Genomic DNA, 15,734 nt, shown 5'->3' with positions numbered 1-15,734 from the left:
TAACAACTCCCTAAAGCATAAGAAAAAAGCCAGACGAGTATAAATACCCTCTAGCTTAACTGCAACAAGTAATCTACATATCATATCCAATCATAGGTTTTGACACAATTGTTTTGTTGCTCTTATTACCCTTATCAATGGAGTTTCTAACTTCTCCAAGCTCAGCCTCTCTCTTTGCTAACTCTAACTGTAAAGATGTATTTTTTGCGGACAAAGCAGTATTCTCTTCCTTTAACTGAATGTTTTCACTTCTGATTCGCTCTAGTTCTAATCTCATAGCTTCTTTTTCCTTACTCATTAATGCTTCATTCTCACGAGATTTGAAATAGTCATCTGCTACATTTAATGCTGTTAACACTGCAGCAAGCGAAGTGCTAAGCCTGTTATTACGAAACAGTATTTCATTCATTTTTTTATCGATATACAAACCGACTTTCTGCATATATTCATCAGATTCTACTCCAACAAGGGTATAATCATTACCGGCTATTCTAATAACAACCTTATTTTTTGAAGTCAAGGTAAATCAGCTCCTTTAAGCTCGCCTAATTACCTTGATTATACTATATAATACTATATTTCGGCAAATATATTATTTTTATTTTTTGGTTGTTTTTTTATTTTTTCTCAAGTTTTACTTATGAAGTTCTATAACAACTGAAAAATTAACATTCTCTACTATATAATTAATAAAAATTATCAAATATATCCATTAAACCAAAAACTTTATCTTACCTTAATTAGCTTTCCAGTTTTAGGATCTATCATAATTAACCAATACCCAAAGGCCCCATATTTAGGCTTGTATCCTTCTGTTTGCGCCCAGCTTCCCATACTTCCAAATGGGTTTTCATCTATTGAGTAGACGCCAGGTATACCACAAATAAAATATTCTTTTCCAGTTCGTCTGTCTACACGAATTCCAAAAATAATATATCGATATTTATAGTGGGCCAACATCACTTTTGGATTAAAAAACAAATATGTTCTTATGTTATTTCTAAATAGAATGTTATTTAAATAACCAGGGCTATTTATTTTCCACCAACTGAAATTTTTGCTTTTCATTTTAAATGGATTGTAGCTTTCAAAACTCTTATTTAATTCATCCTTCAAATCTGGTAAGTTTAATTTTGCCCTGCCTTTTATTTTATCCAATTCAATTGATGATATATCCTTAAAGTTTTCTTCAACTGAACCCAATATATCATTATCATCTAAATTTAACTCTGGTTCTTTTTTCGCTGTTGCATTATTATAAATGCTTGTGAGTGTTGCTGATTTGTCAGCATTATAAATGCTGGTAATTACTGATTCAAATTTACCTGAAAAATTTAATTTCATATCATTAAAGAGTTGGTTATTTGGCTGAAATACAGCCCTCCTTTTTTCGTCTACCATCTCTGTATTATTTATATTTATATGTACATCCTCTTTCTTTTCACATTCAATAGATTCTCTATTTTCTTCATTATGTATTTCGATACTTTTATCAGATGTATTTTCTATACTTTCTATATTTTCAGATTTTTCCCCATCACTAATTTCTTCAATTTTAGATATATTACTTTCTATTGTATCATAAGACGTATTTTCTTTCGCAGCATTACTTCCCTCATGTATAAGAACCCTTTCAGTGTAATTATTTAATTCATCTGATTGGTTAGAATCTATTTTGTTAGTGTTTATAGAAGTTTCACTTCTACTATCAGCCTTTTCAATTTCATTTATTTCATCTCTACTCCTAATATTTTTTCCATCAAGCTGCTGTCTGTTATTAATAGTTTGATCAAGGTCATCAGAAAAGTTTTTATCTGTCTTTATACTGTTATTTATATTTTCTGTATTTTTAATACTCTCTGATTCATAAAAGCCCTTTTCCAGGCTATCTCGAGCAGCATAATTCTGATTATTTTTATCTTGACTCCTTTCATCCATAAAAATAAGGCTATTAAATTCATTTTTCCAATCAAGTTCCTCCTTTACATAAGCAACAAGAGGACATTTTATTTTAGGTAAATTGCCTGACACGCGCAAAATAATAGCATATATATTAATTTTATCTAAGTCTAAGCAATTTGCATTTACTTTTACATCAGCTCTACCATTTATATTTGGGATATCACAAATGACAGTATAACTTAAGTTTCTATCATCTTTTGTAATTCCATAAAGCTGGTAAATGAAGCCCTGCTTATTTAGCAAATTATTCAGGGATAATTGCAGCTTTGCCTGTTCACCATTTATTTCAATCTTTATGTAGCCAGATGGATTCCCAACATCATTATCCATACTTTTGAAGATATAAAATTGCTTTTGATATTTATTAGCCATGGTGATATTCTCCTTTAGTAAATTTATGTTCTCAAGACAATAAAAAAATAGGATGCTTACTGCAGCTTTAAGCCCAAATTTGCTTAAAAATTGATAACAACTGAAAATTGTATCCGCAGTTATACCTTAACATTAAAATATATGCCTTATATTTTTTTAATATGCTACTTATTACTAAAAATTAAGTATATTATGAGTAAAATAATCATACTCATTACTTATCTTTCTTCAAAATATGATAGCAGCTATATAATTATTAAATTTTACTAATAGAAATATTGCTTATAGTTAGAAATGAAATAATTAATTCTAGGAAATTCATTTAAAAAACTAATAATAAGAAAAACATTAAAACTGTGAAATTAGAGGTGAAAAGCATATAGTATAACAATAGAAAATTCTTCTAACGGCGGCATACCACTTATTGTACGCATTATATAAAAAACTCAGCCTCCTCATAAAATGTATATTTGTGATGGAAAGTAATCAATGGTTTATTGCTAAGTAAACTCACTTGTTATAATAAATTACTTAACTTTTCATTTGATAAATTATCCCACACCTACAAATTTCAACTGAGAAGGTTGAGTTATAATATCTAATATTTTTATTTAAACTCTAATAAATAAAATAAAACTCCTAGCAGGATTCAGCTACTTTTGCTCCATTAAATTTGACAATTCTCCGAATTTTTCAACTGATAAAACCTCACCTCTGACATTTTCATTTAATCCCATGCTGTCAAGGATATGTTTTATCTGTTCTTTACTCTTGTTAAATATTCCTGCATTTGCTAATCCATTTACAAGGGTTTTTCTCCTCTGGCCAAAAGAGGCTTTAACCAATTTAAAATATAGTTCTTTATTCACTTTTACAGGCGGTTCATCTAAGATATCCAATTTTATAACTGTAGAATGTACTTCTGGCTGAGGAATAAAGCAATGAGGCGGAACATCAAACATAATCTGAGGATTAGAATAAAACTGCACTGCAACAGATAATGCTCCGTAATCTTTTATACCAGGCTTTGAAACCATTCTTTGCGCAACCTCTTTTTGTACCATAAATACCATTCCATCGATACCCTTAACCTCCTCTAAGAATTTCATTATTATGGGTGTCGTTATGTAATAGGGTAAATTTGCTACAACTTTTACTCTATCCGCATTGTATTTTTCTTTATACTCATTTATTATAGCTTCAATGTCTACTTTCATTATGTCACTATTAATAATGGCTATATTAGAGAACTCACTGAGATTATCATTTAAGGCAGCAATAAGATGTTTATCAATTTCTACCGCTACAACTCCAGCTGCAATAGAAGCCATCTCCTTTGTCATACTGCCAATACCAGGGCCCACCTCAAGTACTAAAGTACGCCCGTCTATTTCAGCAGCAGAAACAATCCTTTTTACAACACTATCATCATTTAGAAAATTTTGTCCAAGTGTTTTTGTCAGCTTTAAATTATGTTTTTTAATTACTTCAAGCGTATTATTTTTAATCATTTAAATCTCCTTTAAGAAAAATAGCTAATCTAAATATTAGATTAGCTTTAATAGTCCCTTTTAAACATTATTATTTTAAAAGCATAAGAAAAACTGTAAAAAGCTTACTTTAATATATAAACCCTTACCTTTTTAACTCCCCATGCTTCTACCGCGCTATCAGAATCAAGATAAACATCTATCTTGTTCCCCTTTATAGCACTTCCTGTGTCTGCCGCAACTGCATATCCATAATCAGCTGCTTTGCCCGGAACTTCCACATATACTCTTGTTCCCAGTGGTATAACCTTTGGATCCACTGCAATTATTCCTTTTCTAGCCTTGACTCCGGTTGCGGTAATACCAAAACCGGGATCTCCAGGGTTTTTACCAGTATCTTTAAATGAAGATGTATATGAAGTTGCCTTCATATCAATTGCCTTTGAAAATCTTAATGTATCTCCACGCGATGTCTTGTAGTTTAAAACCGTACCTACTTCAACAATTTTGTCTAGAGGATTTTGTGATACCACCTCTTTAACTAATTGTTTTGTAATCTGCTTTCCATTCTCATAAACCACTTTATAAATCTTTTCGCGGACTCCTTCTTTTCCTTCTCGAACTGTATTTTTTATTCCGACATCTAGCCGGTCATTTTCTTTAGTAATTGTTTTAAATGGAATAGGTATTGCCTCCGTCACTGTTTCTTCATCAACACGAACTATAGAAATGTCCATATCCGGTACTATTTTGTCCTCTAACTTAGACCCAATAAATTTGTCATTCCCATCAAAACTTATAGCATTATCACTAAGTACCTCTTTAACAGTGTCCTTATATGTCTTTACGTCAAGCTCTTTTCCATCAACTTTAATTGTAACAGGTACTGCTCGTTTAATTTGAATATTATTTTCCTTAATCTTCACGAGCTTTGCATCTAACGGCATACTTACATAGTCTTCATTTTCTACTTTTATGCCTGTTTGCTCTAATACCTCTCCAACTGTAGCCTTCATTGTTTTAATTACAATCTCTTGCCCATTATCGTTGATTACTACGTTTCTTTTTAATCCATCGAATACAAAAAATCCAGCAGTAATGGATATAACAACAGCAATGAGTATAATTGCAACATCTAGAGGCTTAATTCTTAATTTAGAAAAATACCTTTTAATATTTTTCGCAATCGGTGTCATAATACTAACCTCCTGTTAAAATATTCAAAGGGACTATTTTTATTTTAGTCTAAGCACATATATTTGTCAAACCAATCGCCTATTTACTGGAAATATTTTTCCAAAATAACCCCTTTTTAACAATTATTAACTGAATTTTAGTATATTAAACACCTTTCTAATTTATACCTATTTATAATTTGCTATTAACTAAATCTATTGTAATTAAAGTGTTTCAAGGCTCATTTTTTAATTCTAATAACATCCACTCATTAGTGTATGAATTAAATTCCATAGTTATAAATTTTTCATTGCTTCCACTTTTAAAAATGCTGCCTTCAACTTCTTCATCATTAGGAGCGGATGCAGGCTTAATAACTTCGAAAACCACTTTTAGCTTAATTTTCATTATATCTTCATCATCTTTTAAATCAATATAGGGTTCTGAACTCTCAAGCTTTATTTCCTTAAACTCCTTTTGGTACATTTCTTTAAGAGAATTTATATCTCCAACCAATGTTCTATCTACTGAGTTTTTACTTATAAATGCTTGTGCATTCTCATAGCTTTTTGAGTTTAAACTGTCTGTCCACTTCTTTATAACATTATTCATAGATGTAACATCAATATTTTTTTTAAGTGTTATAATCAAGTCATTTCTTAATTGAATTTCTTTCTTTAATTCTGCATTCTCGTTATTTAACATGGAAGAATGTTTTCTTATTGTCTCATTATCATTTGTAATGGTTTCTAACTTTGTGGTGAGTTCTCTATTGAGTCTATCAAGATTATTCATCTTTTCACTAAGCGTTTCAATAGTGAGATTATTGGACTGCTTCATATTTTGAAAGCTTTCCTGTTGTTTCTCTCTGTCCCATAGTAAGTAGTTAAAAGAAATAAGTATGGCAATTAAAAATATAAATACAATAACAATAATAAGCTTTTTCATATTTTTATCCATTCCTTTCACTTCGTTAAAGAAACCAATGCTTCTCCCGAAGCAACCCATATGATAGAACTAATAATTTCTTGATGCTCAGAGAACAGTTAATCTATTCTGAATAGTTTCTTAGCATTAGAAAAAGTAGTATCTGCTACTTCTTGGGCGCTAATACCTTTTATTTCGGCTATTTTATCTATGATATAAGTCAAATACCCTGAATTATTTCGTTTGCCTCTAAAGGGTTCTGGCGCTAAATAAGGGCAGTCTGTTTCAATTAGCAATCTATCTAATGGAACTGCTTTAACGACTTCTACAACCTTTTTAGCATTTTTGAAGGTTACTACTCCACCAATGGATATGTGAAAATTATAATCTAGCATGTCCATTGCCATTTCCGTACTACCTGAGAAACAATGAAAAATGCCGCCAATCTCACTTGCATTTGTCTTCTTAATTATCTTTACAGAATCCTCATGGGCATCTCTGTCATGTATAATGATAGGAAGACTGAGCTCCTTTGCAAGCTCAATCTGCCTTTCAAACCATACTCTCTGTATATCTCTTGGAGGATCACCATAATAATAGTCCAACCCTATTTCACCGATTGCAACTACCTTTTTATTTTTTGAAAGCAGTCTTATTTTATCTAATATGCCTTCATGCATTTTGTCTGCATATTCAGGATGTATTCCCAAGGCAATATAAATAAAATCGTATTTTTCAGCAAGTGCAATATTCACATCTAAAGAATCCAGACTTGCAGATGCATTGAGTATATAAGTCACTCCATTTTGGTGTAATTCCTCTAATAGTTCATCTCTGTCTTCATCAAATTTGCTGTCATCATAATGTGCATGTGTATCAAAAATCAAAGTATCACCTATTTAAAATAATTTAAAAAATAATTTATCACAATCTGCCACAGCAGTCCTTATCCAACTCTTGCTCCGCTTTCCATGTCTTTGTCTATTGTGACAAGAGAGAGACCATTATCATTTGATGCTGCAAGAATCATTCCCTGTGACTCAATACCTCTTAACTTAGCAGGTTTTAAGTTAGCTACAAGTATTAATGTTTTACCCACCATTTCTTCAGGTGTATAATACTTTGCAATACCCGAAACAACCTGCCTTGTTTCATCTCCTACCTGAAGCTTCATTTTTAAGAGTTTATCTGCTTTTTCAACCTTTTCTGCTTCTATTACTTTGGCAACTCTTAAATCAACCTTTGAGAAATCATCAATTGTAATAAGATTTGCATTTGTCTCATTGTCGTTATCAGAAGTCTCACTTGCTGGTTCATTTTTTGCTTGTTTTTTCAAGTCTTTTTCCGCTTTCTCTGCTTTTCCCGCTGTTTCAGCTTTTTCTGATGCTGAAGCATTAGCTTGGCTCATTTTTTCTATTTCTTCGAGTTCTTTCTTTACATCTATTCTTGGGAATATTATCTCGCCCTTTTTAACACTAGCCCCTGATGGATACAAACCCCACTCCTTAGCTTTATCCCATTCAACGAGGCTCTTATCCATTATTCCTAACTGATTCCATATCTTTTCTGGTGTTTCAGGCATAAATGGCAAAATAAGAATACTGACTACTCTCAGTGTTTCTGCAAGGTTATACATTACTTGTGCAAGTCTTGCTGCATTTGACTCATCCTTAGCTAATATCCAAGGCATTGTTTCATCAATATATTTATTTGCTCTAGAAATTACTTTCCATATTTCAGTTAGAGCTGTGCTAAACTGGAGTTTATCAATTAAATCATCTACCTTTTTTGGCGTTTCCATTACAATTTTTATCAAATCATCGTCAAAATCACCTGATGTCTTAGCATCAGGAATAGTGCCAGCAAAGTATTTATCTATCATAGCAACAGTCCTGCTAACTAGATTTCCTAAATCATTTGCCAAATCAGAATTTATTCTATTTATAAGTGCTTCATTCGAGAAAATTCCGTCTGATCCAAATGGAACCTCTCTAAGCAGGAAATATCTTATAGCATCAAGTCCATATTTATCTACCAGTATCTTAGGGTCAACAACATTCCCTTTAGATTTTGACATCTTTCCGCCTTCAAGCAGAAGCCAGCCATGTCCATAAATCTGCTTTGGCAGCGGTATATCAAGCGCCATAAGCATTGCAGGCCAAATTATAGTATGGAACCTCACTATTTCCTTAGCCATCAAATGAACATCTGCTGGCCAATATTTCTGATAATCAGAATCATTCTCTGATAAATAGCCAAGTGCTGTAATATAGTTTGACAAAGCATCTACCCATACATATACAACATGCTTATCGTCAAAAGTAACCGGTATACCCCAATTAAAAGAGGTTCTTGATACACATAAATCTTCTAATCCTGGTCTTAAGAAATTATTGAGCATCTCATTTTGTCTTGATGTGGGCTGAATAAAGTCAGGATTTTCCTCAATCAGTTTAATTAGTCTATCCTGATACTTGGATAATCTGAAGAAATAGCTTTCCTCCTTGGTTATTTCTACATCACGTCCACAGTCCGGACATTTGCCATCTACAAGCTGAGTCTTTGTCCAAAAGGACTCACAAGGTGTGCAGTACCAGCCCTCATATGAACCTTTATATATATCTCCCTGGTCATATAGCTTTTTGAATATCTTCTGAACAGTGCTTATATGTTGTTCATCTGTTGTTCTGATAAACTTGTCATTAGTTATTTTCATCAATTTCCAAAGGTCTGTTATACCAGCTACGATTTCATCAACATAGGCTTTTGGGGTTATTCCCTTCTCCTCAGCCTTTCTTTGTATTTTCTGACCGTGCTCGTCAGTTCCTGTCAAAAACATTACATCGTATCCAGTCAACCTTTTATATCTAGCTACAGCATCTGCTGCAACAGTTGTATATGAATGTCCTATGTGAAGATTACCGCTTGGATAATATATGGGTGTAGTAATATAATAAGTCTTTTTTGGCATGCTTTCCTCCTCATCTGCCACAAATTGTTACTTTTCAATAGAAACAACGAGACAATAACATTTTTATTATAGAATAGTGATTATAATTACTTCGCAAAATGTTATAATTATAAAAATTACATATTATAACTATACATATTTGTTAATAATTTTTCAAGGATAATATTATCTAGAAAATAAGATATATACAAATTTGGCTAATATCCATCCTCTTAAAATCAACTTAGCCTATGGAGGGTTATACTAATTTCATTCTGCTGTTTCTAACCCGAATAGTCTATTGATAAGTATTAACACATAATGTATAGTTTATATGTTTATCAAAGTATGTGCTGTATATTATAATGTCAAAAGCTAAATAGTAACAAAATATATGCTTTCCAAGCATCAAGCACAAATTATCCTACATAATAGACTAATGCAGGATGATAGGACTAACGTAGCGCAACGAAAGGAATTAATTAATATGTCTGATTTTATAAACTGCATTTACTTTAAAAATAAATACTCCAAAATCGTCTATCCAATAATTATAAGAAAAATATCGGAGTATAGTAAATATGCAAGTAAAATCAAATCACGTTCAATAAGGGCTTATGCTCTAGAGGCTTTGGAGAAGAATAAATTTGATTTTACAGTTTCATCAGTTTTTATTCTGTACCCACATGTTGATATACCTTTGGCTGCTGATGTTGTATTTTCGTTTCAAGCAATTATTCAATATTTAGATACAATATGTTCCCACTCTTCAGAGAGTTCAGAAGCATTTTTAAAGTTAATTTTCTCATCCCTTAAGGATGCAACAAATATTCGTTCTGATGATTTTATTAAGTATTTTACCTTTTTCCCTTCCAAAGATGATGATGGATATTTAAGCATACTTGTGGAAAAATGCAGGCAAAGGGTTCTATCTCTTCCATCCTTCGATATAGTCAGGGATTATATTGTTGCCTATTTGTCCTTATTTATTGATTTACAGGTCATAAAATATTCATCTGACCAATACAATAGAGAGTTAAATCTTCATAACTGGAGTGATGTCCATTCGCAAAATTATACAGATATATCAAACTGGGAATACTGCTTGTCCATTGATTCTCCTCTTACTTTACAGATGCTGCTCTCTTTAGCTACTAATCCTGATTTGACTGAGATTGAACTTGAAAGGATAAATAATTCATTCTTTCCTTGGATAGGCGGTATTCAAAAAATACTAGAGGGCTACTTAAACTATAATGACACGCTTTTTTCCAGAAGCATTAACCATATTTTTTATTATCCAAATTTAAAAGAGTTTGAAGACAGAATCATTTATTTTATTGAAAAAGCCTCTGAAAACAAGGTTGCAATTTTTAAAACATATCGCTGCATAATAAGAATATTGCTAATAATATATGTTACACACCCAAAAGCAATTATTGGTATGAATAGAATTACCAGCAAGGTTCTTCTCCGTGCAGGAGGTCGTGGAATGTTTGTTTACAACAGTATTTTAAAGGCTATAAAAACAGATTGACTTAACTATCTAAATAAAAAGCCGAGCCATGCTAATGTAATATACAAATTTATGAAAAATTCAAGCTAAAGCATTATATGTTGAGTATTTTGAATACTAGAGTAATATACTTATTTATGAAGTAATCAAGTTAAAGCATTACATTAAGTATTTTAGATGCTAGAGTAATATACGGATTTTTAAAAGTTCTATACTGTAGGTCAATTGGGTAAAGGTTAATTTGGCACAGCACGTTTGTAAATAATTTTTTATTAAATAAATCATTGCAATTTCGTAATCTACCCAAATACAAACCTGCATGCCCATAATGAAGCTATGATACTAATGATGTCAGCCATAATAGCTGCTATAAGTGTATACCTTATATTTTTGATACCGACGGCACCATAATACACCGCCAGAGTGTAGAATATAGTCTCTGTAGAGCCCATCATAACTGCAGCTACTCTGCCCTCAAAGGTATCTGGTCCAAAGGTTTTTATTATCTCTGTTACAAATGCAAAAGAAGCACTGCCTGAAATTGGCCTTAACAAAGCTAATGGCGCAACCTGTGGAGGCATACCTAATAGGTCTATTAATGGTCTCAATATATATATAAGTATATCCATTGCTCCAGAAGCCTTAAAAACACCTACTGCCACCAATAATCCAACTAACGAAGGCATTATTCTTATAATTGTCTCTATTCCCTCTTTTGCGCCATCAACAAATAAATCATAAGCCTTAACTTTTTTTAATACAGCAGCAGCTAGTATTATAAGAAATATTGCAGGCAATGCAAAATCTGATATGCTTCTTATAAACTCCATAATCACCACATTCTAGCTTTCTTTTTTTCATCCCATACTTTTGATAACAGCTTAGCAGCTATAATACCCATAATTGTCGCACATATGGAAGCAATCCAAATACACACTATTATATCAGCTGGCTTCTTTGCACCTTCAGCTGTTCTCAGCGCTATTATATTAGCTGGAATTAGTTGAATTGCAGCAGTATTTAAAACTAAGAACATACACATTGAATCGGTAGCTGTTTTCTTATCCTTGTTTAAGCTTTGTAATTCGTTCATAGCTTTAATACCAAGTGGAGTTGCAGCATTACCAAGACCAAAAAAATTTGCCACCAGATTCATAACTATGGCTCCCAGTGCAGGGTGATTTTTAGGTATATCCGGGAATAAAAATACCATTATTGGTCTGACAAGCCTGCCAATCAAATTAACCAACCCACTCTTTTCTGCCACCTTCATTAGTCCTGTCCATAAGCACATTACACCTAATAGACCAAAACAAACTACAACCGCAGACTGTGCAGAATCCATAGCAGCTTTTGTAACCTGATCAATTCTACCATTAAAAATTCCTGCAATAAAACCTATTATAAGTAGTCCAATCCATATGTAATTAATCATATCTACCCCTAAATATCTTAGTAACTTTTTGTACAGTCAACTTTTACAGTGTAATAATACTCATTTACATCTTGACTTATTAAATTAAATAATTAAAATATTATTCGGATACTAATTTTTATATATAAATACAATTTTTATAATGTAAAAGCTGGTTAATTAAATATATGCGATAATTTATATTATTTATGACTAAACTTTTGCTCGATTATTGTCGAATATATGCGTGTAAGCTTCAACCTATTCCAGTATTATTTTTCTATCTTTGTAATTTAATTTGTAACAAAATATTAACAAAAATTTAATATTTCTTTCATATAATTAATTAGGTATCTGAAACGCGCTAAAATTAAGTATTTTTCTTACATCCTTACTCTCAAATACCAATTTATTTTTATTATTTTAAAGTTGACGGTAAATGGAATATATGGTATTATAAATTCGAAGTTTGTCGAAATATAAAGTGTATATAGGAGGTTTTTTATTATGAAGTCTACAGGTATTGTAAGAAAAGTTGATGAGTTAGGAAGGGTTGTATTACCAATTGAGTTACGCAGAACGTTTGATATCGCTGAGAAGGACGCACTAGAAATTTATGTTGATGAATCAACAATTATTCTAAAGAAGTACGAACCAGCTTGTATTTTCTGCGGTAATGCAAAGGATGTTCAAGTTTATAAGGGTAAAAATATTTGCCCTGATTGTCTAAAAGAATTAAAAGGTAACTAATATCAATTTGATTTCTAATTGCATCGAAAATAAAGGGAGCCTCCTATAGAGGTTCTCTTTATTTTTTTATATTACACTAATGCAAATGATGCATTGTTCATTAGTAATCTTAGCCATACAAAGGGCTATAATTGCTGGAAACTTATCAGCGGTTTGCTGATGCAAAAAATAATATATAAAGAAATAATGTAATAAGAAATAATATCTAAAGTAATAATATACTATTACTTTTTCATAACCACATTATACACATCTCTTTTAATCATTCCTCTTTCATCTGCCACCTTTTTTATGGCATCTTTCTTGGTTAAGCCTTCATCAATATACATTTGAACATGTTCTTCTATGCTAATCTCAGCAAATTTATTTTTCTCATTTTCTTCAAGTATATTACGACTCTGTCCCTCTACTATCAAAACATATTCCCCCTTAGGCAGCTTTTCAGAATATAAATCTATAGCCTCAAGGATACTGCATCTAATAACCTCTTCATGAATTTTTGTCAATTCTCTTGCTAGTGCTATCCTTCTATCTCCCAAAGCATTATATATATCCTTCAAAGTATATGGAAGCTTGTGAGGAGCCTCATAAAATATAATTGTTCTTATTTCATCCTTTAATCTGTTCAAGTGCTCTTGCCTTGCTCTCTTATTCATAGGCAAAAAACCTTCAAAAACAAATTGTCCTGTAGGCAATCCAGATATCACCAATCCAGTCATAGCTGCAACAGGTCCAGGAATCATAGTAACTTTAATGTCATTGTCTACAGCCAGCCTTACCAAATCCTCTCCAGGATCTGATATTCCTGGGCTCCCAGCATCTGATACCAATGCAATATTCTTACCCAACTCAAGTTGTTCAATTAAATAGTTTCCTTTGGTATTTTTATTATGCTCATGGTAGCTAATTAATGGTTTTTTTATTTCAAAGTGATTAAGGAGTTTAATAGATTGCCTTGTATCTTCTGCTGCAATCATATCCACCATCTTAAGTGTATCTATTGCCCTAAATGTTATATCTTGAAGATTCCCTATAGGAGTTGCCACAAGATAAAGAGTACCTTTTTCACTCAATTTTTGTTACCTCTCTGCCATATATTTTGTGTATTTCATCTGAATAGGTCCCGTCTAAATTATATACATATAGCGGTTCTTGAACCTTTAACTCTGGTTTTCCTCCCCTATTACCCTTTATCAATATCATATTAGGTTTTTTATAGGGTTTAGGATGCACAAATCTCAGATATTTCGGCTCTATCCCATTATTTCTCATACTGCATATTACATCTGCCAGCCTTTCTGGTCTATGAACCATAGCCAGCTGTCCCCCAGGTTTTAGTAATGCTGCTGCTGAACCTACAACATCCTCTAAGCTGCAAAGAATTTCATGCCTTGAAATAGCCTTGCTGTCATGGGGATTAACAAGACCACAGCCCTTATTAGTATAAGGTGGGTTTGACACTACTAAATCAAAACTGGATTTAGCAAAATATTCGTTATATTTCTTAATATCTCCATGCACTATTTGCACTCTGTTTTGCAATTCATTAAGAATAACACTTCTATTTGCCATTTCAGCCATGCTTTCTTGTATCTCAAGCCCCACAATTGTTTTTGCCTGGGTTTTTCCTGCTAATAATATCGGTATTATCCCTGTTCCTGTACCAATATCAAGCACTCTATAATTTCTTTTAACGTCTGCAAAGTCAGACAATAGAACAGCATCTACTCCAAAGCAAAATTTCTCCACATTCTGGATAAGTCTTAAGCCTTTAAGCTGTAAGTCATCAATGCGTTCTTTATCATTTATCTCAACCAATACGGCACCTCTATCAATAAACTATTTTTACTTGAAAAAAAGGCCAAATAAAGGTTTACCCCTTATCTGACCTTCATTACCTAAAATATTACTTTTGTTCTGGAGCATCAACAGGACATACACTTGCACATGCGCCACATTCGATACATGCATCAGCATCTATTACGTATGCGCTATCTCCTGCAGTTATGCAAGATACAGGACATTCTGGTTCACAAGCGCCACAGCTAATACATGCATCTGATATAAAATATGCCATTTAAAATACACCTCCTAAGATTTTAAGAAAAAACATTCAGTAACATCATGCGTTTCGCTATTATTTTAACACCATTTCTCCCTAATGACAATGAAATTATAAAATAAAAACTAGTCCTCTAATTCTTTTAGAGCTTCTAAATCTATATCAGGCTCTTCAATAGTGGCTGCATCTTTAATAACCTTAACTTCACCTTCTCTAAAATCATAATCTCTTAACTCATTATCATTCCCCTCATCGAGTTTAATCTTAAGAGTCTCCCTTAAAAGATTAACACTCACAACCGTTCCATGTCCTTCAGGAGTATCTACTATAGCACCTACCTTAGGTACTCTTCCCAACAAATCCTCATATGCTTCCTGCTCATATTTGAGGCAGCACATAAGTCTTCCGCAAGTACCAGATATCTTTGTTGGATTTAGTGATAGTGACTGCTCTTTAGCCATTTTTATTGATACGGGTTGGAACTCACCTAAGAATGAATTACAGCAAAGAACTCTTCCGCATATACCCATTCCACCCATCATCTTAGACTCGTCTCTAACTCCAATTTGTCTTAATTCAATTCTTGTCTTAAATACTGCAGCTAAATCCTTTACTAGTTCTCTAAAATCCACCCTGCCGTCAGCCGTAAAGTAGAATAATACTTTATTATTATCGAAAGTGTATTCTACATCTATAAGCTTCATATCAAGCTTGTGGTCGCTTATTTTTTGAAGGCAGATATCATATGCCTCTTTTTCTTTTCTGTCATTTTCTTCAGCATGAGCGGCATCCTCTTCAGTTGCTATTCTAATTACCTTTTTAAGAGGTGCCACTATTTCTGATTCATCCACTTCTCTATTAGGAACAACTACTAATCCATATTCAATGCCTCTTGCAGTTTCAACTATTACATTTTGATTTAAGTCAATTAAAAGGTCTCCGGGATCGAAATAATATATCTTTCCTGCACTTTTAAACCTAACACCTACAACATTAACCATTTATATGATTCCTTTCTATTATACGCTTATGAATTATTTAGAAACAACGCAGTCTCACTTATAGTGCATAGATACAGCTACATTTCAATGAGGCGATAGACATTCTCACTGTCT

The 15,734-nt window shown here is 32.4% G+C and carries 15 protein-coding genes; 2 read left to right on the top strand and 13 right to left on the bottom strand.

Annotated features, from left to right (window positions below; genetic code table 11):
* Positions 1-73: 73 nt before the first annotated feature.
* The 7 genes from EHE19_RS01155 to metG all read right to left on the bottom strand — a co-directional run bounded on the left by EHE19_RS01155 (position 74) and on the right by metG (position 8,898).
* Positions 74-520 (bottom strand): cell division protein ZapA, encoded by a 447-nt coding sequence (locus EHE19_RS01155; protein ID WP_137697258.1) that lies wholly within the window; start codon positions 518-520, stop codon positions 74-76.
* A gap of 206 nt (positions 521-726) precedes the next feature.
* Entirely contained in the window at positions 727-2,334 is a 1,608-nt protein-coding gene (locus EHE19_RS01150) for a hypothetical protein (protein ID WP_137697257.1), read from the bottom strand.
* Positions 2,335-2,987: 653 nt separating this feature from the next.
* Positions 2,988-3,845 carry a 16S rRNA (adenine(1518)-N(6)/adenine(1519)-N(6))-dimethyltransferase RsmA gene (rsmA, locus tag EHE19_RS01145; protein WP_137697256.1) on the bottom strand — a complete coding sequence of 286 codons (858 nt, stop codon included), beginning with the start codon at positions 3,843-3,845 and terminating at the stop codon, positions 2,988-2,990.
* Between the two features lie 104 nt (positions 3,846-3,949).
* Entirely contained in the window at positions 3,950-5,020 is a 1,071-nt protein-coding gene (locus tag EHE19_RS01140) for a resuscitation-promoting factor (RefSeq protein ID WP_137697255.1), read from the bottom strand.
* Between the two features lie 214 nt (positions 5,021-5,234).
* The gene (locus tag EHE19_RS01135; RefSeq protein WP_137697254.1) at positions 5,235-5,960 is read right to left on the bottom strand and encodes a hypothetical protein; all 726 of its coding nucleotides are present in this window, start codon (positions 5,958-5,960) and stop codon (positions 5,235-5,237) included.
* Positions 5,961-6,046: 86 nt separating this feature from the next.
* Complete coding sequence (locus EHE19_RS01130; RefSeq protein ID WP_137697253.1) at positions 6,047-6,814, bottom strand: TatD family hydrolase; 768 nt, start codon at positions 6,812-6,814, stop codon at positions 6,047-6,049.
* A 59-nt stretch (positions 6,815-6,873) separates the two neighbouring features.
* Positions 6,874-8,898: a methionine--tRNA ligase gene (gene metG / locus EHE19_RS01125; RefSeq protein ID WP_137697252.1), complete on the bottom strand. Its 2,025-nt coding sequence runs from the start codon at positions 8,896-8,898 to the stop codon at positions 6,874-6,876.
* Between the two features lie 466 nt (positions 8,899-9,364).
* Here metG and EHE19_RS01120 point away from each other — a divergent pair, with 466 nt between their 5' ends.
* Positions 9,365-10,414: a DUF2600 family protein gene (locus tag EHE19_RS01120; protein ID WP_137697251.1), complete on the top strand. Its 1,050-nt coding sequence runs from the start codon at positions 9,365-9,367 to the stop codon at positions 10,412-10,414.
* Between the two features lie 278 nt (positions 10,415-10,692).
* On the opposite strand, the gene EHE19_RS01115 is transcribed toward EHE19_RS01120, so the two are convergent.
* On the bottom strand, positions 10,693-11,223 hold the full coding sequence (locus EHE19_RS01115) for a spore maturation protein (RefSeq protein ID WP_137697250.1): 531 nt from the start codon (positions 11,221-11,223) through the stop codon (positions 10,693-10,695).
* 2 nt (positions 11,224-11,225) lie between these two features.
* Positions 11,226-11,828 carry a nucleoside recognition domain-containing protein gene (locus EHE19_RS01110; protein WP_137697249.1) on the bottom strand — a complete coding sequence of 201 codons (603 nt, stop codon included), beginning with the start codon at positions 11,826-11,828 and terminating at the stop codon, positions 11,226-11,228.
* Between the two features lie 486 nt (positions 11,829-12,314).
* Between EHE19_RS01110 and EHE19_RS01105 the strand changes: the two genes are divergently transcribed.
* On the top strand, positions 12,315-12,557 hold the full coding sequence (locus EHE19_RS01105) for an AbrB/MazE/SpoVT family DNA-binding domain-containing protein (RefSeq protein WP_137697248.1): 243 nt from the start codon (positions 12,315-12,317) through the stop codon (positions 12,555-12,557).
* 224 nt (positions 12,558-12,781) lie between these two features.
* Here the strand turns inward: EHE19_RS01105 and rsmI are convergent, their stop codons facing one another.
* The 4 genes from rsmI to EHE19_RS01085 all read right to left on the bottom strand — a co-directional run bounded on the left by rsmI (position 12,782) and on the right by EHE19_RS01085 (position 15,620).
* Positions 12,782-13,630 carry a 16S rRNA (cytidine(1402)-2'-O)-methyltransferase gene (gene rsmI / locus EHE19_RS01100; RefSeq protein WP_137697247.1) on the bottom strand — a complete coding sequence of 283 codons (849 nt, stop codon included), beginning with the start codon at positions 13,628-13,630 and terminating at the stop codon, positions 12,782-12,784.
* On the bottom strand, positions 13,623-14,375 hold the full coding sequence (locus EHE19_RS01095; RefSeq protein WP_137697246.1) for a tRNA1(Val) (adenine(37)-N6)-methyltransferase: 753 nt from the start codon (positions 14,373-14,375) through the stop codon (positions 13,623-13,625). The genes rsmI and EHE19_RS01095 overlap by 8 nt, the downstream gene beginning before the upstream one ends.
* Positions 14,376-14,463: 88 nt before the next feature.
* Positions 14,464-14,634, bottom strand: coding sequence for a 4Fe-4S binding protein (locus EHE19_RS01090; RefSeq protein ID WP_137697245.1), 171 nt, complete (start codon positions 14,632-14,634; stop codon positions 14,464-14,466).
* A 110-nt stretch (positions 14,635-14,744) separates the two neighbouring features.
* The gene (locus EHE19_RS01085; protein ID WP_137697244.1) at positions 14,745-15,620 is read right to left on the bottom strand and encodes a PSP1 domain-containing protein; all 876 of its coding nucleotides are present in this window, start codon (positions 15,618-15,620) and stop codon (positions 14,745-14,747) included.
* Positions 15,621-15,734 lie beyond the last annotated feature (114 nt).

Origin of the sequence: Ruminiclostridium herbifermentans (genome assembly GCF_005473905.2) — a bacterium.
Classification (GTDB): Bacteria; Bacillota; Clostridia; order Acetivibrionales; family DSM-1351; genus Ruminiclostridium; species Ruminiclostridium herbifermentans.
This window is presented reverse-complemented; position numbering and strand designations above follow the sequence as displayed.

What these genes read in the sequence shown, in the direction of transcription:
- EHE19_RS01150 (WP_137697257.1), bottom strand. Translation starts at nt 2,334, where the DNA reads ATGGCTAATAAATATCAAAAGCAATTTTATATCTTCAAAAGTATGGAT.
- rsmA (WP_137697256.1), bottom strand. Translation starts at nt 3,845, where the DNA reads ATGATTAAAAATAATACGCTTGAAGTAATTAAAAAACATAATTTAAAG.
- EHE19_RS01140 (WP_137697255.1), bottom strand. Translation starts at nt 5,020, where the DNA reads ATGACACCGATTGCGAAAAATATTAAAAGGTATTTTTCTAAATTAAGA.
- EHE19_RS01135 (WP_137697254.1), bottom strand. Translation starts at nt 5,960, where the DNA reads ATGGATAAAAATATGAAAAAGCTTATTATTGTTATTGTATTTATATTT.
- metG (WP_137697252.1), bottom strand. Translation starts at nt 8,898, where the DNA reads ATGCCAAAAAAGACTTATTATATTACTACACCCATATATTATCCAAGC.
- EHE19_RS01120 (WP_137697251.1), top strand. Translation starts at nt 9,365, where the DNA reads ATGTCTGATTTTATAAACTGCATTTACTTTAAAAATAAATACTCCAAA.
- EHE19_RS01115 (WP_137697250.1), bottom strand. Translation starts at nt 11,223, where the DNA reads ATGGAGTTTATAAGAAGCATATCAGATTTTGCATTGCCTGCAATATTT.
- EHE19_RS01110 (WP_137697249.1), bottom strand. Translation starts at nt 11,828, where the DNA reads ATGATTAATTACATATGGATTGGACTACTTATAATAGGTTTTATTGCA.
- EHE19_RS01105 (WP_137697248.1), top strand. Translation starts at nt 12,315, where the DNA reads ATGAAGTCTACAGGTATTGTAAGAAAAGTTGATGAGTTAGGAAGGGTT.
- EHE19_RS01090 (WP_137697245.1), bottom strand. Translation starts at nt 14,634, where the DNA reads ATGGCATATTTTATATCAGATGCATGTATTAGCTGTGGCGCTTGTGAA.
- EHE19_RS01085 (WP_137697244.1), bottom strand. Translation starts at nt 15,620, where the DNA reads ATGGTTAATGTTGTAGGTGTTAGGTTTAAAAGTGCAGGAAAGATATAT.